The 26,760-nt window shown below is 37.9% G+C and carries 21 protein-coding genes and 1 other annotated feature; of the genes, 16 read left to right on the forward strand and 5 right to left on the reverse strand.

Annotation, left to right across the window (positions count from 1 at the left end; genetic code table 11):
* Positions 1-30 precede the first annotated feature (30 nt).
* The gene (locus A6754_RS06125) at positions 31-663 is read right to left on the reverse strand and encodes a GNAT family N-acetyltransferase (protein ID WP_066442985.1); all 633 of its coding nucleotides are present in this window, start codon (positions 661-663) and stop codon (positions 31-33) included.
* Positions 664-884: 221 nt separating this feature from the next.
* Here A6754_RS06125 and acsA point away from each other — a divergent pair, with 221 nt between their 5' ends.
* Positions 885-2,603 (forward strand): acetate--CoA ligase, encoded by a 1,719-nt coding sequence (acsA, locus tag A6754_RS06130; RefSeq protein WP_066442986.1) that lies wholly within the window; start codon positions 885-887, stop codon positions 2,601-2,603.
* Positions 2,604-2,724: 121 nt separating this feature from the next.
* On the opposite strand, the gene A6754_RS06135 is transcribed toward acsA, so the two are convergent.
* Entirely contained in the window at positions 2,725-5,655 is a 2,931-nt protein-coding gene (locus A6754_RS06135; RefSeq protein WP_082851622.1) for a transglycosylase domain-containing protein, read from the reverse strand.
* Between the two features lie 296 nt (positions 5,656-5,951).
* Positions 5,952-6,183: a binding site (T-box leader), on the forward strand.
* A 45-nt stretch (positions 6,184-6,228) separates the two neighbouring features.
* Here A6754_RS06135 and tyrS point away from each other — a divergent pair.
* From tyrS to A6754_RS06185, 11 genes are all read left to right on the forward strand, one after another.
* Complete coding sequence (tyrS, locus tag A6754_RS06140) at positions 6,229-7,488, forward strand: tyrosine--tRNA ligase (protein WP_066442988.1); 1,260 nt, start codon at positions 6,229-6,231, stop codon at positions 7,486-7,488.
* 105 nt (positions 7,489-7,593) lie between these two features.
* A complete protein-coding gene (locus A6754_RS06145; RefSeq protein WP_082851623.1) occupies positions 7,594-8,049 on the forward strand; it encodes a hypothetical protein in 456 nt (151 codons plus the stop codon).
* Positions 8,050-8,743: 694 nt separating this feature from the next.
* Complete coding sequence (locus A6754_RS06150) at positions 8,744-11,539, forward strand: S-layer homology domain-containing protein (protein WP_257297419.1); 2,796 nt, start codon at positions 8,744-8,746, stop codon at positions 11,537-11,539.
* A 275-nt stretch (positions 11,540-11,814) separates the two neighbouring features.
* A complete protein-coding gene (locus A6754_RS06155; protein ID WP_066442990.1) occupies positions 11,815-12,261 on the forward strand; it encodes a MarR family winged helix-turn-helix transcriptional regulator in 447 nt (148 codons plus the stop codon).
* Between the two features lie 68 nt (positions 12,262-12,329).
* Entirely contained in the window at positions 12,330-13,196 is an 867-nt protein-coding gene (locus A6754_RS06160; protein ID WP_066442991.1) for a permease, read from the forward strand.
* Positions 13,197-13,215: 19 nt separating this feature from the next.
* Entirely contained in the window at positions 13,216-13,341 is a 126-nt protein-coding gene (locus tag A6754_RS23160; protein WP_257297420.1) for a hypothetical protein, read from the forward strand.
* A gap of 313 nt (positions 13,342-13,654) precedes the next feature.
* Positions 13,655-15,697 carry a BglG family transcription antiterminator gene (locus A6754_RS06165; RefSeq protein ID WP_066442992.1) on the forward strand — a complete coding sequence of 681 codons (2,043 nt, stop codon included), beginning with the start codon at positions 13,655-13,657 and terminating at the stop codon, positions 15,695-15,697.
* Complete coding sequence (locus A6754_RS06170; RefSeq protein WP_082851624.1) at positions 15,669-16,172, forward strand: PTS sugar transporter subunit IIA; 504 nt, start codon at positions 15,669-15,671, stop codon at positions 16,170-16,172. Before A6754_RS06165 ends, A6754_RS06170 begins: the two co-directional genes overlap by 29 nt.
* A gap of 24 nt (positions 16,173-16,196) precedes the next feature.
* Positions 16,197-17,555 (forward strand): PTS galactitol transporter subunit IIC, encoded by a 1,359-nt coding sequence (locus tag A6754_RS06175; RefSeq protein ID WP_066442993.1) that lies wholly within the window; start codon positions 16,197-16,199, stop codon positions 17,553-17,555.
* 30 nt (positions 17,556-17,585) lie between these two features.
* Positions 17,586-18,248 carry an L-ribulose-5-phosphate 4-epimerase gene (locus A6754_RS06180; protein WP_066442994.1) on the forward strand — a complete coding sequence of 221 codons (663 nt, stop codon included), beginning with the start codon at positions 17,586-17,588 and terminating at the stop codon, positions 18,246-18,248.
* Positions 18,249-18,265: 17 nt separating this feature from the next.
* A complete protein-coding gene (locus A6754_RS06185; RefSeq protein WP_066442995.1) occupies positions 18,266-18,550 on the forward strand; it encodes a PTS sugar transporter subunit IIB in 285 nt (94 codons plus the stop codon).
* Positions 18,551-18,820: 270 nt separating this feature from the next.
* Here A6754_RS06185 and A6754_RS06190 read toward each other — a convergent pair whose 3' ends face one another.
* Complete coding sequence (locus tag A6754_RS06190; protein WP_066442996.1) at positions 18,821-19,600, reverse strand: TraX family protein; 780 nt, start codon at positions 19,598-19,600, stop codon at positions 18,821-18,823.
* 368 nt (positions 19,601-19,968) lie between these two features.
* On the reverse strand, positions 19,969-20,571 hold the full coding sequence (rpsD, locus tag A6754_RS06195; protein WP_066442997.1) for a 30S ribosomal protein S4: 603 nt from the start codon (positions 20,569-20,571) through the stop codon (positions 19,969-19,971).
* Positions 20,572-21,446: 875 nt separating this feature from the next.
* Here rpsD and A6754_RS06200 point away from each other — a divergent pair.
* The 3 genes from A6754_RS06200 (at position 21,447) to megL (ending at position 25,312) form a co-directional block, all read left to right on the forward strand.
* Positions 21,447-22,019 carry a hypothetical protein gene (locus tag A6754_RS06200; protein ID WP_066442998.1) on the forward strand — a complete coding sequence of 191 codons (573 nt, stop codon included), beginning with the start codon at positions 21,447-21,449 and terminating at the stop codon, positions 22,017-22,019.
* A gap of 54 nt (positions 22,020-22,073) precedes the next feature.
* Positions 22,074-23,957: a sensor domain-containing diguanylate cyclase gene (locus tag A6754_RS06205; RefSeq protein WP_066442999.1), complete on the forward strand. Its 1,884-nt coding sequence runs from the start codon at positions 22,074-22,076 to the stop codon at positions 23,955-23,957.
* A 176-nt stretch (positions 23,958-24,133) separates the two neighbouring features.
* Complete coding sequence (gene megL / locus A6754_RS06210) at positions 24,134-25,312, forward strand: methionine gamma-lyase (RefSeq protein ID WP_066443000.1); 1,179 nt, start codon at positions 24,134-24,136, stop codon at positions 25,310-25,312.
* 113 nt (positions 25,313-25,425) lie between these two features.
* On the opposite strand, the gene msrC is transcribed toward megL, so the two are convergent.
* Positions 25,426-25,905, reverse strand: a complete 480-nt coding sequence (msrC, locus tag A6754_RS06215) for a free L-methionine (R)-S-oxide reductase MsrC (protein ID WP_066443001.1) — start codon at positions 25,903-25,905, stop codon at positions 25,426-25,428.
* Positions 25,906-26,119: 214 nt separating this feature from the next.
* On the opposite strand from msrC, the gene refZ reads away from it, so the two are divergent.
* Positions 26,120-26,755 carry a forespore capture DNA-binding protein RefZ gene (gene refZ / locus A6754_RS06220; protein ID WP_066443002.1) on the forward strand — a complete coding sequence of 212 codons (636 nt, stop codon included), beginning with the start codon at positions 26,120-26,122 and terminating at the stop codon, positions 26,753-26,755.
* Positions 26,756-26,760: the final 5 nt, after the last annotated feature.

Below are 26,760 nucleotides of genomic sequence, written 5' to 3' on the forward strand. Positions count from 1 at the left end.
TTCTGCCCCACCTTTAGTAAGAAAATATTATTAATACATAAAACGATTCATAAATCTTAAACGATCAAATTGCTGGATTGAATCAGCTTGAATTCTTTTTCCGATTCTGGCCATTAAACAATTGGCAGGATGTGAACTTATCTCTGGCTCATCTGTTGCATACCATTCCAGTCCGCCGGCATTCATCATTTTTTCCATTACCTTACGATATTCCCATACATTTAACCCGGTGCCCTTTAGATCCCAATGCCAATAATATTCTGTTGTAATGATGATATAATCTTCCATCGCATCGTCCATCATTGAAACCCTTAACAAATTTTTCCCTGTTCCGTAACCGCGGAAACCAGGAATAACTTCGATGGCGCCTAATTCAATTAAATCAGGCATCTTTCCTTCTGACCATCTTTCAAGTGGATCTGGATATAGATAGGTAACATAGCCGACAATCGTATCCCTGCAGCGTGCAATGATAATCCTTCCTTCTGGAAGTCCGGCAATTTCAATTAGGGCTTTCTTTTGCTGTTCTGGGGGGCGAAAAGCAGTCAAATCTTTATGAAATTCATATTCTGCTAGTTTTTCTGGTGGTATGGGTCCTTCAATTATTATATTTCCTCCAGGTGTTTTGAGTTCTTTGGCATTATATGTTTTCGGATGCTCCATCAATTCACCGCCTAGTATTTTCATAGTTTAGTTCTATTATACATAAAACTATAATGTGTGAAGCGCTTTCACTGAATTTTCTATAAAATTTTTGTGAATATAAACATAAGGCTAATTGTAAAAATATATAGTCATTTAGAAGGAATAATATTTTAAAAATTGAGAAAACAAATTATCTGTACTATAATAATAGCAAACGAATAAAAGGGGGATTTTGGCATATGAAATTGGAAGCGCTGCCAGTAATTCGAGGGAATTATTATTTGGAAAATTATGATGAGCAATACGCTAGTTATGATTGGTCAGAAGCAGAGAAGAATTTCTCGTGGAGTGAAACGGGAAAAGTAAATCTGGCATATGAAGCCATCGATCGCCATGCTGAAAACTTTAGGAAAAATAAAGTCGCTCTTTATTATCGAGATGGAATCAGAAATGAAAAGTATACGTTTAAAGAAATGAAAGATCAGTCCAATAAAGCAGGAAATGTTCTTAAGACACATGCAAATGTTGAAAAAGGGGATCGGGTATTTATTTTTATGCCACGCTGCCCGGAGCTCTATTTCTCTGTATTAGGTTCGATTAAACTGGGAGCCATTATTGGACCTTTATTTGAAGCATTTATGGAGGGAGCTGTAAAGGATCGTCTTGAGGACAGTGAAGCGAAGGTGCTGATTACAACACCTGAACTGCTTGATCGTGTACCGGTTGACCAGCTGCCTGCATTAAAGTCAATTGTTTTAATCGGGGAAGACATCAAGGAAGAAGGCATATATATTGATTTCAGAAAAAGAATGGAAGAAGCGAGCAAACAGCTGGAGATTGAGTGGGTTGACTTATCAGACGGTCTTATCCTGCATTATACTTCCGGTTCGACTGGGAAGCCAAAAGGAGTATTGCATGTTCATAAAGCGATGGTGCAGCATGCACAGACAGCCAAATGGGTTCTGGATTTAAAAGAGGATGATGTATACTGGTGTACAGCTGATCCAGGCTGGGTTACAGGCACAAGTTATGGAATCTTTGGACCATGGCTAAACGGAGTGTCGAATGTCATTGTGGGCGGGCGCTTCAACCCTGAAACGTGGTACAAAATGATTGAAGAATATGGAGTAACTGTCTGGTATAGCGCTCCAACTGCATTTAGGATGTTGATGGGAGCAGGAGATGAAGTCATTAAAAAATTTGATTTATCAAGCCTGCGCCATATTTTGAGTGTAGGTGAGCCGCTCAATCCGGAAGTGATTAAATGGGGAATGAAGGTATTTGGATTGCGCATTCATGATACATGGTGGATGACAGAAACAGGTGCACAGCTTATTTGTAATTATCCATCAATGGAGATTAAGCCTGGTTCGATGGGGAAACCAGTCCCAGGTGTTAAGGCAGCTATTGTTGATGACCAGGGAAATGAACTTCCTCCAAATAGAATGGGGAACTTGGCTATTAAAAAAGGCTGGCCATCCATGATGGCAGCGATCTGGAATAACCCGCAAAAATATGAATCTTACTTTATGCCAGGAGATTGGTATGTTTCAGGAGATTCTGCTTATATGGACGAGGAAGGGTATTTCTGGTTCCAAGGGCGTGTAGATGATGTGATTATGACATCGGGCGAACGTGTTGGCCCATTTGAGGTTGAGAGCAAGCTGTTAGAGCATCCAGCTGTTGCAGAGGCTGGAGTCATTGGGAAGCCGGATCCTGTCAGGGGAGAAATTATTAAAGCTTTTGTTGCTTTAATGGACGGCTATGAAGCATCAGATGAACTCATTGAAGATATTCGCGTATTTGTTAAAAAAGGATTGGCTGCACATGCTGCACCAAGAGAAATTGAATTCCGCGATAAATTGCCTAAAACGAGAAGCGGAAAAATCATGCGCCGTGTTTTAAAAGCATGGGAATTAGAGCTTCCAACAGGCGATTTATCGACAATGGAAGATTAAAAGGAAATAGCTCCTTTTCAAGATCATGAAGGAAAATGATGATAAATAAAAAAAGCGCCATTTGGCGCTTTTTTTACGTTATATAGGAAGTGTCTGGCGCGAGGCTAAACACTTCTTTGTCTTATTCGGAACCTCCGTCACCAGGCGGTTCCGGCTCCTCTGCTCCTCCGCCTGCATTCCCATCATCGTTACCTGGATTTTGAGGTGGCTCTGGCGGTGTATCAGGGTTAGGGTCTGGCTCTGGCTCTGTGTCTGTATCATTATTTTCAGGAGGCTTCTCGCTGTCAGAATTGTCGGCAGGAGGGTTATCCTCTGGTGTGCTGCCGATTTGTACTGAGTTAGAAGGTGCTGATTCCTGACCAGCAATGTCAACGGCTGTTACATAATAGGTGCCATTGCCTGCCTTAAATGACAATGCCTCGCCAGCATGAATCGAAGCAACCTTTCCGCCTCCGCCATATATACGGTAGCCAATTACATCATTTTCTGAATGTGCATTCCATGTTAATGTGCTGCCAGAGGACTTAACGGCAGGCGGCGCTGGTACTTTCCCGTTTTCCTCCATTTTGTCATCGGCAACAAGTATCCTGGACCATCGATCTTTTCTAGGAATAAGATCACTTGGATTGACGTTTGATATTCCGAATAACTTTTCGATATAATCTGGATTTAAGATCATGCCTGGCTCAGAAAATTCCTCAGGTGTAGATGGAAGAGCCATATATTTTCTGTCTCCGATTCTTACCAGTCGACCTGTACCTAAGCTGTCGTCAGTTTGTGTAGGAACAAATTTTGCATTAAATAGATCTGTTTCCACAAGCCCTGCTGCGGAACATGCTTCGGATGGAAGCAGTCCAGAGATGGCACAGAATGATCTGCTGACGATTCCGCCCGGCATTTTAAAGCTTTCGCTAGGATCTACAAGTTCAGGTGCTATGTCATAGGCAGCGTTCATTAGATCAGCCCATAGATAGTTCGTCCTTAAGCTGTAGTTTAGACCGCCGGATTTTAATGATTTAGGTGTATCATAACCGGTCCATATGCCAAAAGATACGTTTGGATTGGAAGCAACGAACCAGGAATCATAAAATTCGTTTCCTGTTCCTGTTTTTCCAGCCCAATCTGAGGCAAACTTCAATCTGCTTTTAATAGATGTAGCTGTTCCGTTATTAATAACATCACGCATCATATCGATCGTTAAGTATGCAGTTTGCGGACTGAAAACATCAACTGGCTCGGCTTCATGCTGAAAGATCGGGTTTCCTTCTTTATCTGTTATTTTCTCAATGAGATAGGCATCCACAAACTGGCCGCCATTTGCAAAGGTGCCATATGCATTTGTATTTTCTTCTACTGTCACACCATATTCTAAAGATCCAATAGATGTTGCAAGATTGGTATAGTCTGCTTCATAAAGGGAAGTAAAGCCCATTTTAGCAAGATATTCTGCTGGTCTTTGATCAACAATATCTTTATATAGCTTAACAGCGGGCACGTTATAAGATTCTGCTAATGCATAACGTGCGGATACAAGACCGCTATAGGATCTCGTATAGTTGTTCGGCCATGGTCTGCTTAAAGCTGGATTCAAGTGAAGCGGTACGTCAGGCAAAATTGTGCCTGGCGATGCTTTTCCTAACTCCATTGCCGGTGCATAAACAAGCAATGGCTTCATTGTTGAGCCATTTTGCCTGATAGCTTTTGTTGCATGGTTCGTCTGTTCCCGTTCATGATCACGGCCGCCTACGAAGCTGATGATTTTGCCGGTTTTATTTTCAATTAAGATAGCCCCTACTTCAACAGGCTCCATGACTTGAACATTCTCTCCAGTTTCAGGATCTTCAAAGGTTTCCCCTTTATCTGGTCCGTAATTTGGATAATTATCTTTCACTTTTTGCATGCTGTCATAGATTTCTTTATTAATAGTAGAATGAATTTTATAGCCATTTTGTCTAATATTGCGGTCTGCTAAAGTACGATACTCTTCCCTTAGCTGATCATCATTTTTCAAGTCTTCTTCTTCATATCCATCATTTTCAGCTAATACCTTACTCATGATGTCAACTGCTCGTTTTTCGATTTCAACCGTTAAATAAGGATATTTCTCCAGAGGATTGTCCTCACTTTGTTTTCTGAAATCCTGCGTAATATCATAAGCAATCGCTTCATCATATTGTTTTTTATCGATCTGTTCATCATCATACATTCTTTTTAAAACGGTTTTCATTCTGCTGAGTCCGGGTTCTAATCCTTCCGGCTCCTTTAATTCACCAGCCTGTGTAAAAGGAGTATAGCCGAACGGACTTTGCGGAAGACCTGCAATAAAGGCAGCCTGCGGCAGACTTAAATCTTTTGCAGCAACACCAAAAATTCCTTCTGCAGCCGATTGAACTCCTGCAATATTTCTCCCGGCAGAATTGCGCCCAAAGGTAGAGACATTCATATAAGCTTCTAGAATTTCTTTCTTATCAAAAAACTTCTCAAGCCTTAAAGCGAGCAGAATTTCTTTTGCTTTTCGTTCAAAAGAAACTTCATTTGTTAGAATCTGATTTTTAATCAGCTGCTGCGTTAAAGTACTTCCTCCAGATTGGACAGAGGAGTTACTGACTTCCTGAAAAAGTGCACGCAGTATTGCTTTAGGAACAACTCCTTCGTGCTCATAAAAATATTCATCTTCAGTAGCAACAATTGCATTCACCAAATACTCGGAAACATTATCAATATTTACTTCTTCACGTTCCAGATCTGTTCTAAGCTTTCCTAAATAGACATCGTTTGCAAAATAAAGCTCTGATGTTTCTTCATAGTTGTATATGTCTTTTTTCATATTGTCGTATGAACGAATTGGTTCATCTTTAACAAGTGAAGCAAAGTAGCCTGCGCCAGCTCCGCCTGCAAAGGCTGTACCAAGTACGGCAACAATGATAAATAAGAGCGTCAAATTCCAAATGACCTGGTATGTGATGCTAGCACCTTTGACTGTTTTCTTATCTGTAAAGAAACCGGTTGTCGGCTTTAACTTATTCTTCCATCTTTGAAGAATTTCTTTCATACGCATCATTCCCCCTAAAATCACATACATTATAGCATAAGTCAAACTGTAATATGACAACGTTCACCATTTATCTGAAATTTCCTTTTATTTCTATTAGGATTATTGAGCGAATAATGTTATTTTATTAATAATCATGGCGAATATGTTTCTATAGATGGGGATTCATGTCTCTAGGACACCAAAGATGTCTATGTCAGCAGAATTGGGGAGAAATTCAAAGAAATCATATTTGATCCCTTATAATATTGACACCAGAATACTAAATATGATAAAACTGCTTTATTAACTAAATAGCTTATGCATTGACGGGAATTAGTAGTGCTTCTATCCCTGTTTCAGAAAGCCGGCGGCTGCTGTGAGCCGGTGCAAATAGAAGGATGAATTACCTCCCTGAGCGTTTTCGCTGTCAACCTGTGATCGGGCAGTTATAGCAGCGGACGGATCAAACCGTTATTTTTGTTTGAGTGGAGGATTTTTTATCCTCAATCTGGGTGGTACCGCGCAATGTATTTATGCGTCCCTGCAATTTGCAGGGGCGTTTTTTATTTGATTGAAATAGGAGGATAAATGATGAGTTTATTAGAGGATTTACAATGGAGAGGGATTGTTTACCAGCAGACAGATGAAGAAGGGATTAAAAATACGCTAAACGATCAGAAAATTTCTTTGTACTGTGGCGTTGACCCGACTGCTGACAGTATGCATATTGGGCATTTGCTTCCATTTTTAACATTAAGACGTTTTCAAAATGAAGGACATCGTCCAATCGTACTTGTTGGCGGTGCAACGGGTTTAATTGGTGATCCGAGCGGCAAGAGTGAAGAGCGTAAGCTGCAAACTTTAGAAATGGTTCAGCATAATGTCAGCTGCATCAAAAACCAGCTTGAAAATATTTTTGATTTTGAAAGCGAAAATGGCGCAATCATGGTCAATAACTATGATTGGGCAGGCTCAATGGATATTGTTACGTTCCTTCGTGATTTTGGAAAGCATGTTGGCGTCAACTACATGCTGGCTAAGGATACGATTTCTTCACGTTTGGAAACGGGAATTTCCTTTACTGAATTCACGTACACAATTCTGCAGGCGATGGATTTTTACCATCTATACAAAAATCATGATTGTAAAATGCAAATTGGCGGCAGTGATCAATGGGGCAATATTACAACTGGTCTTGAACTCATCCGCAAGATGATGCCTGAAGGTGCAAAAGCATTCGGCTTAACCATTCCTCTTGTTACAAAAGCAGATGGAACAAAATTCGGGAAAACAGAAAGCGGTGCAATCTGGCTTGATCCTGAAAAAACAACTCCTTACGAGTTTTACCAGTTCTGGATTAACACAGCTGATGCTGATGTCATTAAGTACCTTAAGTTCTTCACTTTCTTAACGAGAGAAACAATTGAGGAACTGGAAGAAGCAGTTGCAGCAGAACCGCATTTGCGTAAAGCACAAAAGGCACTTGCTGAAGAAATGACTCGTTTGATTCACGGAGAAGAATCATTGCAGCAGGCTATAAAGATTTCAGCTGCATTATTTAGCGGAGATGTTAAAAGCTTAACCGCAGCAGAAATTAAGCAAGGCTTTAAGGATGTTCCATCATATGAGCATAATGGCGAAGCTGAAATCAATGTTATCGATCTTTTAATAGAAGCAAAAATTTCACCATCAAAGCGTCAAGCGCGTGAAGACGTAACAAATGGAGCGGTTTCCATTAACGGCGAGCGTGTAACAGACACAGCATATACCCTTTCTGAAGAAGATCGCATTGAGGGACAATTTACGATTATCCGCCGCGGGAAAAAGAAGTACTTTTTAATTAAATACTGAGCAGTATAATTCAAGAATTAAAATAAACAACGAAGAGGATGATATGTTCATAATAAGCATATGTCCTCTTTTTTTATTATAAAAAAGAAGGCAGGTGAGCATTCAATGTTACTAACACCATTAGGTCCTATTAAGATTTTTATCAATGACAATGAAATAGAATACACAGCAAGAAAATTAGAAAATATCGATAGACGTTGTCCTGATGTAAACGGCAGGTATTTAATTGAATATGAGTATTTGAAAGAATGCGGTGCTCAAATAATTAAATGCTTGATACCGTCTATAAATATAGAGGGAGATATAGAAAGTGGAGAAGGACTTGAAGCGATTGCTTTCTATAAGGACAATATCAAACTTACAATTGGAGCAGAAGGCGAATTTCATGAATACCCTCAAAATATAGATTATAGTGGTAAGTATTTAGATAATGGAATTCAATATGAAACATTCCAAACTACTGGGGATCGGATTTTTAAATATGGTGTTAGCTGGATTCATCCTTGTTCGAAAGAAAATGAAATTCAAGCGTGGTTTGGTGCTGATCCAACAATGATGTGATAAAAGGTATTAAAAGCCTAGTATCTTTGTAACTGAATCAACTAGGCTTTACTAATGGAATAGTGTTCAAGTGCTCAACATAATGAAAGCATCTTTTACGGCCGACCTTCCACTTCTTACTCCTTTTAATGAACTCTTCTTCATCTTCTCGCCTTGCCAACCATTAATGATCTCTTCTGGAGTTTACAACTTATTATATTACTTTAATTTATTTACAGTACATTCACAACTTTACATCTTTTTAATATTTTCACTACATTTTATTAATATAGAATTTCTATCATAAAATTTGTGTGGTCACTGATAATATCTATCATTTAGATTACTAATTTTGGTAGATCTCTGTGTAGAAGATAGTGTTATATGAAAATTGGACTATACTACTTCTTTTATTTGCCATTTCAGCTAATTGATCAGTTTAAAAATGAAATATAGGGAAGGGAGGAACTCTAACAAGGATCCTTTTAGTTGAAAAGCTGGAAAATAAAGATGTATTAATTTCAGATTCTAATAGCCTCCAATAAAGTATATTAACATAGTAATTTATACCTATCTTCTTCTTCCATAATAAACCACATGGTTATATAAGTACATATTTTCAATACTTCAAAAAATGCAGTTTAACATCTTAGAATGATTGTATTTTAAATGTGCACAAATTCGGTACTATTTAATAAGGAGGAATTTGCGATTTATGAAGAAATCATTTTTAAGAACAATTGCGTTGCTTTTAATGTTAACAATGCTCGTTTCAACGCTTCCAGTTTATGCGAACGATCAACTTTCCGATATTAAAGGAAGTTTTGCAGAAGAAGAAATTCAATCATGGGTTGATCAAGATTTAATCAAAGGGTATTCTGATGGTACCTTCAAACCGAACAAATCGATAACTAGAGCAGAATTTATGGTTCTTGTTAACAGAGCATTTAAGTATAACAAAGAAGTAGAAATCAACTTCAAAGATGTTTCTTCCGACGACTGGTTTTACCAAGAAGTATCCAAAGCAATTGCGGCAGGATACTTAGATGGATTTCCAGATCAAACGATGAAACCTCAAAATTTAATTACACGCCAAGAAGTAGCAAAAATTATTTCCATTATTAATAAGCTGGAGAAAGATGAAACTGCTGCTGAGCTATTTAAAGATTCCTCATCCATCCCGGCATGGAGCAAAGGATATATAGGCAGTGTCCGTGCAGCAGACCTTATGGTTGGCTACTTAGACGGAAGCTTTAAACCATTGAATAAAATAACTCGTGCAGAGTCAGTTGTTACCTTAAATAATGTACTTGAATTAATTAAGGATACTGAGCCGAATCCAGATGAAGAAACAGAAGAACCAAAACCAACTCCTCCAGAAGAAGATGACACAGTTGTTGTGCCAACGCCATCTTATCCAGAGGAACCGGGTGTTTCTAAACCATCAAAGCCGGTTGGAACGGATTATGATTTAAATGTGGGTGTTCCAGAGAGTGAGCAGGCGTTCCCTGCAGTAGATTATGGTGAAAATGCTGCTGATCCTGCTAAAAAGGATATTGCGGCAACAAATCCTTTTATCAAAATTTTAGACGGTTTTGATCAAGTATGGTCAATGAACCAGCCCGCTTGGAGAAACGGTGAAGCATTAGAAGTTGAAGGTGCTAACGGGAAAATTGCAAAATATGGTGACGGACCTACTGTATATTTTGATGGATATAAAAATGACGAAACGAAAGTAGTAGCAGAGAAAAAGACATATGCAAATGAAGAAATTCGAAATGAAGATACTTGGGTTGCCAACATCAAATATGTAGAAGAGGTAACGCAAAATAGAACAGATGAAGAAGCTCTGGCTGCTTATTATGATGACCAGAGAGACAAGATTTATAGTATGATCGATGGATTTGGTCCATTGGCGAATGCTTATGTAGATATTGTTAAACCAGTAACAAGCGTTGTTAGAAACGTAGAAGATATGAATAAATTATTAGAAGAAACAACGGTAGAAGATCAAAGTCAGGGATTAGGAAACGCGGCAAATTCTGAACTTGCAGAGGCTATGGATTTAGTTAGCTTAATCAGGTTTAGAAATCCTTCTTCTTCAAATCCTTCTAAGTACTTTTATTCTTCTCCAAGACCATGGAGAATGAATTCGAATGGTGAAGTAAAAGAAAAGGTCGATGAAAATGGTTTACCTGTTTGGGAAACGATTGGCAGCGGTGAAAAGGTTTCAGAACCTTTACCTTCAGGAGGTAAAAAGGAAACAGGTGAAAGGCATTACCAGCAGTATGAAACAAATGTAGAAGTAATTCCTGCTTTAAGGTATGTTAGAAGAATAGCAGAAGACGGAAGAGGAAAAGACGGTGCTTTCCCAAGCGGACATACAAGTGCATCGTATTTATCTACTTTTGGTTTTGCTTATGCTACTCCGGAAAGATTTTCTGAGTTTTTAACAAGAGCAGCTCAAATGGGAGAAAACCGTATCGTAACAGGTATGCACTCTCCGCTTGATGTAATTGGCGGAAGAATCCAATCTACAGCAATGACTGCTTATGCATTTAACAAAGCAGAAAACAGAGAAGTTTTGGACAAGGCTTATAAAAATGCAGGTGAAGTTTTCGGTAAATTAGCAGCATCTAAAAATATGAGCTTATATGAATATGCGCATACGGTAACTGAAGATTACACGTTCGAAAATGCATACGATGAGCAAAAATGGGAAAATCATGATGCAAATAAAGCTTTCTACCGTGAAAAAATGACTTATGGATTGCCGCAAACAGGAGTTAAAGGTTTAGCACCTGAAGTTCCTAAAGGAGCAGAAGTTTTATTAGAAACACGTCAGCCTTATTTAACAGATCAGCAGCGCAGAGAAATTCTTTATACAACTTCAATCGATTCAGGATACCCTGTCCTTGACGAATCTAATGGCTGGGGCAGAATCGATTTAGTAACAGCAGCTGATGGATATGGAGCCTTTTTAAACAATGTAACAGTGGATATGGACGCTTCATTAGGCAGATTTAATGCTCAAGACTGGTGGAGAAATAACATCTATGGTAAAGGGATGCTAACGAAAAAAGGCACTGGAACCCTTACTTTAACAGGTGATAACAGTTTTACAGGAGGAACTTTGCTGCAAGAAGGAACATTAGAAGCACAATCCTCAACTGCTTTCGGAAATGGCGACCTTTTTGTTGAAAATGGCAGTGTATTAGTATCTGCTGATGAAACACTTCAATTAAATGGCGAGTTTACGATCGAAGCTGGAAATCTGGATATTGCAATGGACAATAATAATATTCAAATGGATGTTGATGGGATTGCATATCTAGATGGCGGTAATGTGAAATTAGATTTATCTAACTATGAGGTTGGAAACGGAACATCATTTACTCTATTGACTGCAGATGATGTAATCGGTAAGTTTGATTCTGTAACAGCTGAAGGATACGATGTAAATGTAACATATCAGCCAAACAGTATTACTGTACATCTTGAAGCAAAATAATAAAGAGTAACACCAGATCATTAGAAGTTTGGACATTTAACACGACCATAGAACCGAATGAGTAGGAAGTGACTCTTTCTACTCATTCGGTTTTTTATTTGTTTTTTTAAAGTTTTTCTTTCTAAACATGAGTGAAATGGAGCGAGGGTCCGCAGCGCAGGTGGAACGGGCTTGTGAAAACTCGCAGATCATGACGATGAAATTTCGTGTTTTAGAAATATTATTTATTTGCAAATTGCAAGTAATATGTTATAACTAAAACAGAGGTGAAAATAATGGAAAATCCAAGAGAGCTTTTTCAAATTATGACAAGAAGGTTTGGAATGCTTAATAAGAATTGCTGTTCAAGCGGAGGAAATGACCTTTCTTTAGTGCAAAGTCACATTCTTTATGAAATAGACCGTCTGGATCAGCCCAATGTACAGCAGGTGGCAGATATATTAGGAATGGATATTACAACATTCAGCAGACAGATACAGACACTGGTTAAAATGAATCTTGTTAAAAAATCACAGCTGCCTGAAGATAGAAGAATACATATCCTTTCACTTACAACAGAAGGGAAATACACAGCAGCTGCCATTGATGCAGAGATGAATCAATACTTAGAAGAAGTGTTTTCACATATGAACGAGTTTGAGAAAGAAACTGTTCTCCGTTCCATTAATCTGCTGAATAATGCTATGGCAAAGTCAACTGTATGCTGTAAACCATTAATATGAGCAAGATGCAACTTGCTCATATTTAAGGAATAATATTTGCAAAATGCAAATAAAATGAGGTGATTATTGTGTGGGAAGAATTTTTACGGAGTTTTCTTGGAATTGCTCTGGAACTAACTGTTTTATTTGTATGTATCTCTTTTTTCATTAACCTTATTCAAGTGTTGATCCCATATGAAAAAATGGAAAAGCTGATGGAAAAAAGCCATCCGCTGACAAGTGTAATGGTCACACTTGGATTTGCTTTCATCACACCATTTTGTTCATGCTCAACGATTCCAATCGTTGTTAATCTATTAAACAAGAAAGTACGTTTTAGCATTGTGATGATCTTTCTATTTGCTTCGCCAGTTCTGGATCCAACGATTATCACTTTGATGACTGCGACTCTGGGCTTAAAAGTTGCAGTGACTTATACAGTTGTTACCTCTCTTTTCTCCGTTCTTATTGGTTTTACATTGGAGAGATTTGGATTTGAAAGGCATGTTAAAAATGTGGTCATGACAGGATATCATCAAGAACAAGTCACGTTCTCTTTAAAAGGAGCCTTATTTGAAACCTTACAGCTGATGAAAACAGTATATCCATTTTTAATAGTCGGTGCTGCAATTGGAGCATTGATTCATGGAGTCATTCCAACTGAGTGGATCGCTGCTTACCTCGGCGGTGAGCAATGGTGGCTTGTCCCTATAGCTGCGATTTTAGGTATTCCGCTTTATATAAGGCTTTCCACCATGATACCCATTTCACAGATTATGATCCTTAAAGGAATGGCACTTGGACCAGTAATGGCGTTAATGATTAGCTCAGCAGGTGCCAGCTTGCCGGAATTAGCACTATTAAATAGCATATTTAAAAAGAAGTTAGTAATAGCGTTTGTAGGCTCTGTCTTTATGATGGCGACATTATCAGGTTTGTTGTTTTACCTAATCTAGAATAATGGGAGGAATAAAAATGAATATCTTAAAAGGTTTATTCGGAAGAAAAGAGAGTTCATGCTGCAATGTGAAGATTGAGGAAGTGAGAGATGTGGATGATGTAAAACAGAACAGTAAAGAAGAAACAAACAAAGAAGAATAAGGAATTCTTTATAATCTCACAGAGGAAAAGAGACGGTAACCAATCGGTGCCGTTTTTTTGTTTCTTATTTTTCTATTTGGATAGCATTAGACAAGGGTTTCTAGGTTAATGGTCATTTTATTTTCAAAAGTAATTGACGAAAGTAAACTTTAATGAAAAAATCACTACAAAAGTAATAAGTAGGAACAAATGTAAAAATTCATCACAGACTTGCACAAAAAATGATATAACCAACGGAGAAAAGTTGTTATGAAAACGCTTACTTTTATTTCAGCCATTCAAATATAATAAAGACATAAGGGAGGTTGTAGTCATGTTCCTTGATGACCGAAGTGTAAGTTTGTTAAATGAATTGATTAGAACACCTCAAATAAAAAATAAGGAACTTGAAGGGAAATTTAAGCTAAGCAGACGGCAAATCTCATATTCATTAGAAAAAATTAATCAATGGCTAAAAACAAAAAATTTAACACCGATTACAAAGAGCAGAAACGGTAACTTTATTATTGATAAAAAAATATTTGAGCATTTTTCAGTCCCTCATCCAACAGGAAATCAATTGGAAGATTATATCCCAACTGAGAAGGAACGTGCACTTTTAATTATTTTATATTTACTTGGAAAAAGAGAAGAAATTTCATTGTTTCATATAATTGATCTTTTTAATGTAAGCAAAAACACAGGGATAAGTGATATTAAAGAGGCGTCTGACCACATTAAAAAATATTCTTTATCAATCAGTTATAGCAGAGCTGATGGTTATGAAATTATCGGGGATGAGTTTCAAATCCGAAAGTTACTGATTATAGTCGTTAAATCCGTTCTAAATCTGTTTAATGGACATCAATACTTTGAAAAGATCCTGCAGCTTGATATTTCTCCAATGACAAAGATAGTAAATTCGATTGAAACCTCATTGAACATCCATTTAACGGATGAAAGCTATGAAAGCTTGCCTTACATTTTAGAATTAATTTTTACACGCATTGAACAAGGGCATTTGCTTAACGCAGATTTTCATATTGGTTTAAGAGAGCTGGCCGATACGGAGGAATACTTAGTTACAGAGCTGCTGATAAACGAAGATATGGATTTGCCAAAGAGTGAAAGAATATGGCTTACACTTCAACTATTAACCTCTAATGTTCGCTCGTCGGACATTCTTACCGACAAAAGGTTAAATGAGTTAAAAATTGCAATCCTTGATATGCTTGAACTTTTTGAGAAAAAATCATGTATCTTTATACATGATAAAAAGGAAATCCTCAATAAATTAATGGTTCATATGAGACCAGCATATTATCGAATCAAATATCATCTTACATTGAAAGATCATTACTCGATTAAGTTGATTGAGGAGTATATGGAATTACATGAGATGGTATCAGCTTCGATCGTTCCGCTTGAAAAATTAATTGGAGAGAAATTTCCAAAAGATGAGCTTGCCTTTATTACTATGTTTCTAGCCGGGCAGCTTATTAAACAGGGCGAAGATCTTCATAAAAAGAAACGAGCAATAGTGATTTGCACCAATGGTCTCACTGTATCAAAGATCATGCAGCAGACATTGAAGGAAATCTTTCCGGAGTTTTATTTTGCTGAAAGTCTGTCTCTAAGACAATTTCAAATGTATCAGCAAGATTATGAAATTGTTTTCAGCACCATTCCCATTCAGTCCTCTCAGCCTGTGTATTTAATTAATCCTCTTATGACGTTACATGAAAAAGAATGGCTGCGTAAACAGGTCATTGCCACCATTGATAAAAAAGGCTATGAAAATATTAAGATGACTCAATTAATAGAAACCATCAAACAGAACGCAATTATAACAGATGAGACTGCATTGATCACTTCGCTTTCCAGTTTATTTCAAGAGAATCCGAAAAGGGAAGTAAAGGACGGCCATATCCATTCATATGGATTGAGACAATTCCTGCCAAGTGATTTCATCCAATATAAAGACAATGTGGAGAATTGGAAAGAGGCAATAAAAATCGCCTGTGAGCCTTTGGTGAAAAACAATATTATCAGAGCAGCCTATGTAACAACCTTAATCGAGGAAAATGATCATCAGCATATATACAGTTTTTTAGGAAAAAGTATGGCTATTCCGCATGCAGCAACTGAAAAAGGAGTGCTGGCTGATGCATTTGCAATGCTTATCTTAAAAAATCCGGTAGAGTTTGCAAATGGACAGAAGGTATCCGTCGTTACACCGCTCGCCATTTTTAACCCGAATCGCCACTTAAAGGCCCTATTTCAATTGGCAGATCTTGCAGAAGACGATGTTAAAATGTCTAAATTACTGGACTTGAAGGAGGCTGCTGATGCGTGGCTTATTATCAACGGAAGTTGAGACAGTAGGGGGAAAGACCATGTTTTTTGATGAAAATATTACGTTTATTGACTTAGAAGCCAGTGATCGCTGTGATGCAATCAGGAAAATGGCCTTGTCTTTATATGATGCAAAGTTAGTTTCAGAAACATTTGAAAGGGGTGTTTTGGAACGGGAAGATCGTTTTCCAACCGGCCTGTCAGTCGGGACTATAGGGATCGCCATTCCACATACAGATGCTGACAAAGTTATTAAACCGCAGATTGCTTTCGCTTCATTAAAGAGTCCAGTTAAATTCTGTCTGATGGGAACAAGTGATGTAGAGGTAGATGTTTCATTAATTTTCATGCTTGCATTAAAAAAATCCGAGGATCAGTTAACGATGCTGCAGCGGTTAATGGAAATCTTCGAAGACCAGAAGTTATTAAGTGAATTTGCTGAATGCAAGAGTCAAGAAGGATTAGAGCAATTACTAAATCAGGCTGGACTAAAATAATTCTTTTGAAAAAGGGGGATTTATATGGCGGTATTACAATGGTTTGTTGATCTTGGTGCAAGTGTTATGCTACCTATTCTATTGTTTATCTTTGGGATTATATTAGGCACTAAACCTGCCAAAGCCTTTAAAGCTGGTTTAACTGTTGGGATTGGATTTGTTGGTCTGAACCTTGTTATTGGATTGTTAACAAACAGCTTAGGACCAGCAGCGAAAGCAATGGTTGATAATTTTGGGTTTCAGCTCAGTACAATTGATGTTGGCTGGCCAGCCGCTGCAGCCATTTCCTACGGTACCGCTTTAGGAAGTTTAGCGATTCCATTAGGGATCGGACTGAATGTAGTCCTATTGTTTGCAGGATTAACAAAGACATTGGATGTTGATATTTGGGATTATTGGCATTGTGCTTTTACGGGATCCCTCGTTTACGTTTTAACTGGAAACTTTGCACTTGGCCTATATACAATTGCCATTCATTTAGTTGTCATTTTCTTCCTGGGTGACTTAATTGCAAAGGATATAGAGAAATTCTATGGCTTTCCGAAGATTACATTTCCGCACGGTGCATCTGCTCCATCCTATTTAGTAGCGAAGCCATTAAATTGGGTATTTGATCGAATTCCTGGTTTTAATAAGTTAGAAGCTAATCCTGAAACGATTCAAAAGAAGATTGGTATTTTCGGAGACTCCACCGTAATGGGTGTGTTAATTGGGGTTGTGATTGGTTTCTTAGCGGGCTACAGTGTGAGTGAAGTCATGCAGCTTGCTGTTCAAACAGGAGCAGTGATGATGTTAATGCCTAGAATGGTATCCCTACTTATGGAAGGGCTTTCACCAATTTCGGAAGCTGCCAGTGAGTTTGTTAAAAAACGGATGCCGGGACGAGATCTTTACATTGGAATGGATAGTGCCTTATCAGTAGGACATCCGGCAGTACTATCTGCATCATTAATTATTGTACCAATCACCCTGTTTTTAGCCGTCATTTTACCAGGGAATACAGTATTGCCATTTGGTGATTTAGCGACCATTCCTTTCTTAGTGTGTTTGATGACGCCGGTTTTCAGAGGGAATATTATTAGAACGGTCGTAGCAGGCACCATTTATATGGCGGTTGGATTGTTAATAGCTTCATGGGCGGCGCCATTAATTACTGAGGCTGCTTTGGCTGCAAACTTTGATATGGCAGGGAACTCAAGTATTTCAGCCCTTGTTGATGGGGCTGTCTGGACGACATTCATATTTGTCGGCTTAGCACAGGTTCTCAGCTGGGGCGGGATTACAATCATCGGTGTTATCGCTTTTGCCGGATTAATCTATTTAAATAAAATTAAACCTAAGAGAGAAGCGAAATTAAACGACGACATTGGTGCTAACTTATAATTATTTTTACAAGATTGAAGGTGAAGAAAAATGCTGGAGATTTGGAAACAGTTAGTATGTGACGCAAATAAGGCATTAAAGGATTTGCAGCTAGTAAAATGGACTAGCGGAAATGTCAGTTATCGAGATTTTGAGAGTAATAGGGTAGTTATCAAACCAAGCGGAGTCCACTTTGATGTGCTTAAACCAGAGGATATGGTTATCGTTGATTTAGATGGCAATGTGATTGAAGGCAGACTAAAGCCATCTGTAGATACCGCCAGTCATTTATATGTTTATCGGCATCGTGATGATATTCATAGCATCGTGCACACCCATTCGCCATTTGCAACAAGCTTTGCAATACGTGGGCTGGATATTCCTTCATACACAACAACAGCAGCTAATCTGTTTAATGATCGGGTACCCTGTTCTGATTTTGCTGCCATTGGTGAAGAAGAGATAGGCAAGCAAATTATCGACCATATCAGTGATTCATCTGCTGTGCTGCTTCGAAACCATGGAGTTTTCACTGTTGGCAAAGATATTGAGCATGCATTAAAGGCTGCTGTCATCTTAGAGGAAACAGCAGAATATGCACATTACGCTACCTTGCATGAACCAGATCTCCAGCCGCTCAGCAAAGAAGTAATCAGACAGTGCAGCCATTTTTATAAAACGGCTTATGGACAAAAAGAAGAAAACAAACTATAAAAAAAGGGTGATAGGAAATGAAGAAATTATTAATTATGTGTGGAACAGGTGTTGCAACATCAACAATCGTTACAGGAAAAGTAAAGTCATGGCTAGAAGCTAATGGACTTCAAAACAATGTGAAACTATACCAGTCAAAAATTAGTGAGGAATTAAGCCGTCTTGATGATTATGATATTATTGTGTCGACTACATTGGTTCCGGATAATGTAAAAAGCAGAATTATTGATGGAGTTCCATTACTCACAGGAATGGGCAAAGAAGAGATGTTTGAGAAAATTAAAGCACAAATTCTGGCGTAATTTTTGCGAAATTATCTGTCTGGAGATCCCTTAATGAGCAGGAAATAATTTGCGGGTGTAATCAAAATAAAAACCCTTGAAATGTTGCTTGAACAACATTTCAAGGGTTTTTTGTATGTTCACTCAAAGACTCTGAAATAGGTTGTCCCATCTCATATTAGATGAAAACGGAACTCTTTTCACTCATGCGTGTATTAAATAAGCCTTTAAAAAAACTTACTGAGAGTCATTCCAAGTGTAGGGGCAGAATATCCATTTTAAATTTAATATCTATCCAAAGAGTTTAACACCAAGTATATAGAGAATAATTATATGGATCGGATAAAACAAATAAAAAAAGTATTTAAGCCCTATGCCTTTTCTTCCGTTATAAAGTAAGATGATTGGAAGTGAGGCAATCATTATCCATTGATATTCACTAAAAGGAAATCCATAGTATGTAAAGAAGCCGTACCCACCTCCAAAAGTTTCAGATAAAAAGATTAGTAAAAGGCAAAAAAGTATATAATTTATTGTCATAATTCTCTTGCTGTTTGAAAAATAGAAAATGACTCCAAGAAGAACAAACAAGAAGCCGCCTTCAACCAGATAAAGATTACCAAATATTGCACCGTAAAATGGGTACGAAAGGTCGTCACTAATCACCCATAATTCAGAAAAAACTATGCACAGGATTAAAGATGCTATTTGCCATAAAAAGAATATAATAAAAAGTCTTATCTCTTTTTTATCAAGTAAATACATAATAAAGCCAGACAAGAAAAGAGTTGTAAAAAAGTTATTTGAGACAGCCATCCCGCCATCTTTACTGAATACAATATGAAGACCTACATTTAAAAAGGCCATTATAACACCAGAAATATATAATCGTTTTAAGTATTTTGTAGTATTTGTTGTGTATTTATATCCTATTGCTACACAATAAATAAAGTTTGGGGCAGCTAATCTTCCAATCCACCTTAAGAATTCTGGTGTATTTGGTATAAACTGACCTATGTGATCAATTAACATTGCGATCAATGCAATTATTTTTAATAATGTGCCTGTCATTATATATTCTCCTAAAAAAAGCTAGAGCGTCTATACGAAATAGACTCTCTTATAATATTTGATAACTATATCTTTAATATAATTATAATACTTTAAATATCATTTATGGGATTTTAAAACAATTTTACTTAACTAGTTGCTTTCGTATATCACCTAAAATCTATGGATGCTTCAAATTTATATAATGTTTTAGTGAGATTATGTAATGCACCTGTCCACTTATATTTAGTCCTAAATTAGTCCCAGTCAGCCCCAAATTAATAGTTGATTATACATTATTCTACAAACCAGAAAATAAAAAAAGCCTAGTCCATGTTGATATAACAAGGACTAGGCTTTTTCTTATACTCGTTAATAAAGTATTTTTATTAACGAGAGTAGAATTCAACGATTAATGATTCGTTGATTTCAGCAGGAAGTTCAGAACGCTCAGGAAGGCGAGTGAATGTTCCTTCTAACTTGTCAGCGTCGAAAGAAACGAAATCAGGTACGAAGTTGTTTACTTCGATTGCTTCTTTCACGATGTCAAGGTTGCGAGACTTTTCGCGAAGTGTGATTGTTTGACCAGGTGCAACGCGGTATGATGGGATATCTACGCGAGCTCCATCAACCATGATGTGACCGTGGTTAACGATTTGGCGAGCTTGGCGGCGAGTGCGCGCTAAGCCTAAACGATAAACAACGTTGTCAAGACGTGATTCAAGAAGAATCATGAAGTTTTCACCGTGTTTACCAGCCATTTTACCTGCTTTATCGAACAAGTTGCGGAATTGGCGCTCGTTCACACCATACATGTGACGAAGCTTTTGCTTTTCCTGCAATTGTAAACCGTATTCAGATAATTTTTTACGTTGGTTTGGACCATGTTGTCCAGGAGCGTAAGGACGCTTTTCTAATTCTTTACCTGTACCGCTTAAAGAAATGCCAAGACGGCGAGATAATTTCCAGCTTGGGCCAGTATAACGAGCCATGAGAGACTCCTCCTTTAGTGTTTTTATTTGGGTAAAATAAAAACAGATGCTTACGTTCTCTAAGAGCATTTTGTTTTCATGTACCTTCGCCCTAGCAGCTAAGGGTTACACAGTACCCCATCCTCAGAATAAAATCTGATTGAGGAACAAAATGAGATCAAAAAGTGTTTGCATAGGCTGCAATATTTTACACAAAGAGTATTATATAATTTTTACCTGCAATAAGTCAATAGGAATCTCAATACTTAAAAAGAAAGTATACCAGCCACGGGTTAAAGGGGATGATAGAAGAGGCGTTTACGGACTAAGTAAATTTAGGCTAATCATTGTCATGGAAAAAAGCTAACTGTTTTAAAAGAAGAAATTAAACTCAAATCCGAAAAGAAACATCTGTTAAAAATAACGGGATAGCCTGCTGAAACAATGCAAGCCTGAAATAAGCGGAGAAATTTCTCTTATTTATAAAAAACCCCTAAAAATAGCTAAAATAGACGGAGGATTTCCGACTATCTCCTAAAAAAACGACAAAATAAAGGGTTTTGCTGTGAATAACCGGAAAAACTCCCCTTATTTAAGCCCAATTGAGCATTATTTTGCATTTAACCGGAAAAACTCCGCTTATATTATTGGCTGCTAAGCCATACATAATACGATTGCAGCAGAAAGAACTCTTCAGATCTTTTGTTGACCGAGATGCAGAGATGCAGACTAGTGGAAATACTATACGATTTGCCTTTACTCAGGGAGCAACTTCTCAAATCAATATAAGTACAATCTTACCATGATATCGTAAAAAGCTAATTAATGAAATTAAATATACAGGATAAGGCAACCTAATGTTATAATATAGGAAAATAGATATAAGAGTGATCGTTGTGAAGGAATCAAGAAAAGAAAGAAACACCCGCATGGTGCTCATTTTTCTATGTATCAGTGTCACTGTTTTTGCTTTTTTATATGTAAAAAATGATAAAGTGATTGATTCAAAAGACACATATACACCGCTTTATCTAGTTTTAGAACAAGGGACATCTATAAATGAAAATCCTAAAGTGGCATTGTACAAAGAGACAAATCAAGAGCATGTGCTGGCAATCTATGAAGTTGACGTGTCAAATGGGCATAAATTCACAGCTCTTCAGGCAGTCACATTAAAAGGAATTCCAGAAAAGCTTACAAATGATGAGTCAAAACGAGGAATATGGGTATATATGAGTAATGATTGGATTTATCTGGATGAATCCCTTGAAGCAGCTGAGAAAGATGAAGCATCCAAAATAAAAGATCCTTTATTTAGAGATGAGCTAACAAGGGTGAAAGTGGAGGAGCTGCATAGACAAGGAGTGCAGGAGCCCATCGCTATTCATTCTTTGGCAGCTGATCAATCTTTATGGCTAGTTGTTCAAAAAAGCGGCAGTTTTAGTATAGTTGAGAACTTGCAGGATTAAATAACAGTGGGCATGCTGGTTAAATGTCAGCATGTATAACAGGTGATGATGTTGATGGTCAATACACAGGAAGATCCAATAATAATAAAACTAAAAAGTCACTTCTATGATCTTATTGATACAGAGAGTGGTTTATTTCATTATGATCATATTGTAAATAAAATGCTGACAGCCATTCATTCATTGCTTGAAGTGCCTGGTATCCTTCTTTATAAACGTAATGAACAAGAGCAAGTTCTGCAATTTAAAGCTCCAATGGGCAATATTGATGTAGAGATGTTTCCGAAAAAAATCGACATCCGTTCCATTCCTGACTTTAGCCGCAGTGGTGCACCAATGAATCGGACGAGTTTAATTGAAATTGAAGGAAATGCTTTAATGCTTTTATTAGAAAAGGAAAATCAGTTGCTTGGCTGCCTTATTTTTGAGGGAAATGATCAGGAATTTCATATTTCTGAAGATGTTTTGCAGGTTTTTGCAAATGAATGCGGACATTTTTTAGCGAAAATTCAAGAGCTGTCAACTGTGCTCTCTGAGGAGAAGCGATATCAGCAGTTATTTAGGGTTACAGAAAAGTTTCACTCTTCCATGAGTATGGATAGTGTTTTAGGTGAGATTATCCAAACTTTGCAGGAGGTTTACCCAACATTTACCTATTATCTGCTTCTTTCACACGACAACAATAATAATACAGACTTGCCTATTAAGGATTTGGAATATGATAGTGAAAACATTTCTGCGATGCAGGCATATGTGACTGGAACGATTCAATTTGAGGATTCCCAGTCGTATGAAAGATCCGTGCTGTATGCACCATTAATGGGTAAGCAAGGAGTATATGGCGTTTTGCAGGTAATTGCGCCAAACACGGTGAATTTTCCTAAAAATGAGGTTGAGTTTATTTCACTGCTCGCAAATACAGCAGGAAGTGCCCTTGAAAATGCCCAGCTGTATCAGCAATCAAAGCGATTGATCTCGGACTTGCAGCTTATTAATGAAACTTCCCACCGGTTAAATTCCGATTTAAGACTTACTGAAACAATGAAATACATGTCAGAGCAAATTTCAAGTTCATTCGGTGCCGAGGAAGTCGGCTTCATTTTATTATTAAATGATGGTGAGGATATTAACGTGTTGCAGGGCAGCACTTCCTTCTTTCAGGTAAGAGAGTCGGAGAGATATATTCATCTGATGAAAGACAAGATTGCGAAGGAAAGAGAGCCGCTGTTCTTAGGTGACTTTCATTTTCCTGATAGCACAGAAGAAAAAGGATTTAAATCCATAATGGCCGTTCCAATGGATCAATCGGGCGAATTGAAGGGATTTGCGCTTGTGATGCATCAGCAGCCGTATCATTTCTCGTTTGAATCCTTTAAACTGCTGCAATCACTTATCCATCATTCTACATTGGCTTTTACCAATTCAATGTTAAGAGAAGAGTTAGAAAGAATGGTCGTCACAGATCATCTGACAAAGCTTTTCTCAAGAAGCTATCTTGATAAAAAGATCTATAGCTCCATGAATGAGGATCAAGAAGGAACCTTTATGTTAATTGACATTGACAACTTTAAAAAGGTAAATGACACATATGGTCATCAGGCCGGTGATGAGGTAATTGTTCAAGTCGCCAATTTAATCAGAAAAAATATTCGCGGCTCGGATATTGGGGCACGATGGGGCGGTGAGGAGCTGGCCGTTTATTTGCCAAACGTCGGCTTAGAAGTTGGGATTGCTATTGCCAATCGACTTGTGCAAAAAGTAGGCAATACTACTAACCCCCATGTTACCATTTCATGCGGGGTCTCCTATTGGAGCAAAGCAAGTATTACGGATGTACAAGAAGAAGATACGTACTCAGCACTATTTAAGCGTGCAGATAAAGCTCTCTATATAGCAAAAGAAACAGGGAAAAACAAAATGGTTGTCCAAAAAAATTAAGATGTCCACTAAGGGCATCTTAATTTTTTTACATTTTAATTGTTTTCAGCTCCCAACAACGCGAAAGGGTTTATATAAATAAATGAAGTTATTACTCTTCCATTTTTTGATAAAGTATCATATTCTAATAAGAGAATAATGTAAACGCTTCCAAAAAAAGAAGGGGAGATTAGCCTATGAAAAAGCAGCATTTCGAGACAATGACGATTCATGGAGGTTACCATTCTAATGAATTCAAAGGCAGTCTTGCACCGCCAATCTTTCAAACTTCTACCTTTACCTTTGAAAATGCTGAGCAAGGAGAGAGGCGTTTTTCAGGTGAAGAGGATGGATTTATTTATTCGCGCCTTGGCAATCCGACAGTAGCCAGCTTTGAGCAAAGAATGGCGCAATTGGAACAGGCTGAGGCGGCACTAGCATTTGGCTCTGGAATGGCTGCGGTTTCTGCGATTCTGCTGTCATTAACACGGACGGGAGATCATATTTTATGCTCACAAGGTGTGTATGGATGTACATTTGGATTGTTAAAGCTGATGGAAGAAAAATATAAAATCACTCACGATTTTTCTTCAATGAGGTCAAGAGATGAACTGCTGCAGGCGATCCGGCCGGAAACAACCTGTCTCTATATTGAAACGCCAATTAATCCAACCATGCAGCTTGTTGATTTGGAGATGGTGGCTGATGTGGGCCGTGAAAAAGGAATACCGGTTGTTGTGGATAATACATTTTGTTCGCCATATCTGCAGAATCCGCTTGCACTTGGGTGTGATATTGTCGTTCATAGTGCAACGAAATATATTAGCGGTCATGGTGATGTCATTGCCGGTATCGCAGCAGGCAGCAAGGAAATGATGGCGAAAATTGCCCAGACAACTCAAAAGGATATTGGCGGCGTACTTTCTCCTTTCGATGCATGGCTATTACTTAGAGGCTTAAAAACACTAGCTGTCAGGATGGATCGTCATACCGAGAACGCTGAAAAACTGGCAGCTTTTCTGTGTGAGCATGATAAGGTTGCACAAGTTTATTTCCCAGGCAACTCAAAACATCCTGATTACAGAATAGCAAATAAACAGATGAGAAAGCCTGGTGGTTTGATCTCTTTTGAATTAAAGGGAGATAAGCGAGCAGCACAGGCATTTATGAATGAACTGCAGCTTATCCAGATCGCCGTCAGCCTTGGAGATGCAGAAACGCTGATTCAGCATCCGGCAACGATGACACATGCTTCAGTTCCTCCAGAGAACCGAGTGCAAATGGGAATATCTGATTCGCTGCTGCGCTTATCGGTTGGACTTGAAGCATGGGAAGATCTTCGCGAGGATCTCGAGAATGCATTAGCAAAAATTTAAAGAAAACCTCAGATCAGAATCCAACTGAATTAGAAAAAGAAATAGGACTGCTCATGGCAGTCCTAAAACGTTGTATAAATGTACAAGCTATTTTGACATTTAATTATAATGGATTACAAATGCTTAACAAGTTCTTGCACAAATTGTTCAAGCTTGCTTTGGTCAAGTTCATCAAAGCGGTTTTTTTCTGGAGAATCAATATCTAAAACTCCAAGAAGCTCACCGTTTTTTATTAAAGGTACAACAATTTCTGATTGTGAGGCAGCATCACAGGCAATATGTCCAGGGAATTGGTGGACATCCTCTACTCTGAATGTTTTCTTTTCTTGTGCAGAGGATCCGCAAACACCTCGTCCTAAAGGAATTCGCACACACGCAGGCAAACCTTGGAAAGGCCCTAACACAAGCTCACCATCTTCTAATACGTAAAAACCAACCCAATTAACTCGGTCTAAAAATTGATTAAGCAAAGCGGAAGCATTGCTTAAATTCGCAACGGTATTCGTTTCCCCTTCAAGCAAAGCGGCAAGCTGTTTGATGACAAGATCGTAATTCTCTTCGCGTTTTCCGCGGTATGTTTCGACGTTAAACATCATGTTTCACCTATCTTTCAAAAAATGTATAGAGATGTATCGCAAAATCACAAGATTCTCGCGGGAATTTGTCGATATGTTTATAAAGGAATCTAGAAATCTTAACAAGAATGTATACATTATAGCAAAAGTAGAAACTCAATGAACAGCAACAAATCTTGAATCTATAGAAAAATTTTACGATCTTAGCTGATGCAGAAAGAGAGGGAAGATTTTGAAAAAAAATGCACGTGATGCGATCGTTGATGCTGCAGTATATTTATTTAATCATAAAGGGTTTAAAGGCACTTCAGTACGTGATATATCAGAAAAGTCAGGTTCAAATTCCGCTAATATCGCTTATTACTTTGGAAATAAGGAAGGTTTATTGGAATATTGCTTTACAGCCTATTATGAGGGCTATTTGAAAGAAATGGAAAAAGCTGTCGTCTATCTAGAGGATGGTGCGATCATTTGTTTAAAGAAGACACTTGAAAGAATCATCTATTATCAGTTTGAAAATAGTCAATTAACACGAATGATCGTGCGGGAAATGTCCTTAGATTCACAGATGGTTCGCGAAATTATGTCCACATATGCCATGAAGGAAAAATACTTTTTTCAAAACATCTTTGAATACGGCTTTGCCAATGGGGAATTTCGGCAGGAATCTTCAGGCTATTATCTGCTCCAGCTTAAGGGGCTATTGACCATGCCTTTTTTAAATACACATTATATGACAGAAGTGCTGTATCTTCTTCCTCAGGAAAAATATTTTGCTGATAAATATTTGCAGGAATTATACAGCTGGGTCGATGGAAGGATGAACAGCCAGCAGCAGGGGAAACAAATACTGACTGTATCATCATGATCCTA

Origin of the sequence: Cytobacillus gottheilii (genome assembly GCF_001636345.1) — a bacterium.
Lineage (GTDB): Bacteria > Bacillota > Bacilli > Bacillales > Cytobacillaceae > Cytobacillus > Cytobacillus gottheilii.

Coding starts and splice junctions, on each gene's coding strand:
- A6754_RS06125 (WP_066442985.1), bottom strand. CDS start 663: ATGGAGCATCCGAAAACATATAATGCCAAAGAACTCAAAACACCTGGA.
- acsA (WP_066442986.1), top strand. CDS start 885: ATGAAATTGGAAGCGCTGCCAGTAATTCGAGGGAATTATTATTTGGAA.
- A6754_RS06135 (WP_082851622.1), bottom strand. CDS start 5,655: ATGAAAGAAATTCTTCAAAGATGGAAGAATAAGTTAAAGCCGACAACC.
- tyrS (WP_066442988.1), top strand. CDS start 6,229: ATGAGTTTATTAGAGGATTTACAATGGAGAGGGATTGTTTACCAGCAG.
- A6754_RS06145 (WP_082851623.1), top strand. CDS start 7,594: ATGTTACTAACACCATTAGGTCCTATTAAGATTTTTATCAATGACAAT.
- A6754_RS06150 (WP_257297419.1), top strand. CDS start 8,744: ATGAAGAAATCATTTTTAAGAACAATTGCGTTGCTTTTAATGTTAACA.
- A6754_RS06155 (WP_066442990.1), top strand. CDS start 11,815: ATGGAAAATCCAAGAGAGCTTTTTCAAATTATGACAAGAAGGTTTGGA.
- A6754_RS23160 (WP_257297420.1), top strand. CDS start 13,216: ATGAATATCTTAAAAGGTTTATTCGGAAGAAAAGAGAGTTCATGCTGC.
- A6754_RS06165 (WP_066442992.1), top strand. CDS start 13,655: ATGTTCCTTGATGACCGAAGTGTAAGTTTGTTAAATGAATTGATTAGA.
- A6754_RS06170 (WP_082851624.1), top strand. CDS start 15,669: ATGCGTGGCTTATTATCAACGGAAGTTGAGACAGTAGGGGGAAAGACC.
- A6754_RS06175 (WP_066442993.1), top strand. CDS start 16,197: ATGGCGGTATTACAATGGTTTGTTGATCTTGGTGCAAGTGTTATGCTA.
- A6754_RS06180 (WP_066442994.1), top strand. CDS start 17,586: ATGCTGGAGATTTGGAAACAGTTAGTATGTGACGCAAATAAGGCATTA.
- A6754_RS06185 (WP_066442995.1), top strand. CDS start 18,266: ATGAAGAAATTATTAATTATGTGTGGAACAGGTGTTGCAACATCAACA.
- A6754_RS06190 (WP_066442996.1), bottom strand. CDS start 19,600: ATGACAGGCACATTATTAAAAATAATTGCATTGATCGCAATGTTAATT.
- rpsD (WP_066442997.1), bottom strand. CDS start 20,571: ATGGCTCGTTATACTGGCCCAAGCTGGAAATTATCTCGCCGTCTTGGC.
- A6754_RS06205 (WP_066442999.1), top strand. CDS start 22,074: ATGGTCAATACACAGGAAGATCCAATAATAATAAAACTAAAAAGTCAC.
- megL (WP_066443000.1), top strand. CDS start 24,134: ATGAAAAAGCAGCATTTCGAGACAATGACGATTCATGGAGGTTACCAT.
- msrC (WP_066443001.1), bottom strand. CDS start 25,905: ATGTTTAACGTCGAAACATACCGCGGAAAACGCGAAGAGAATTACGAT.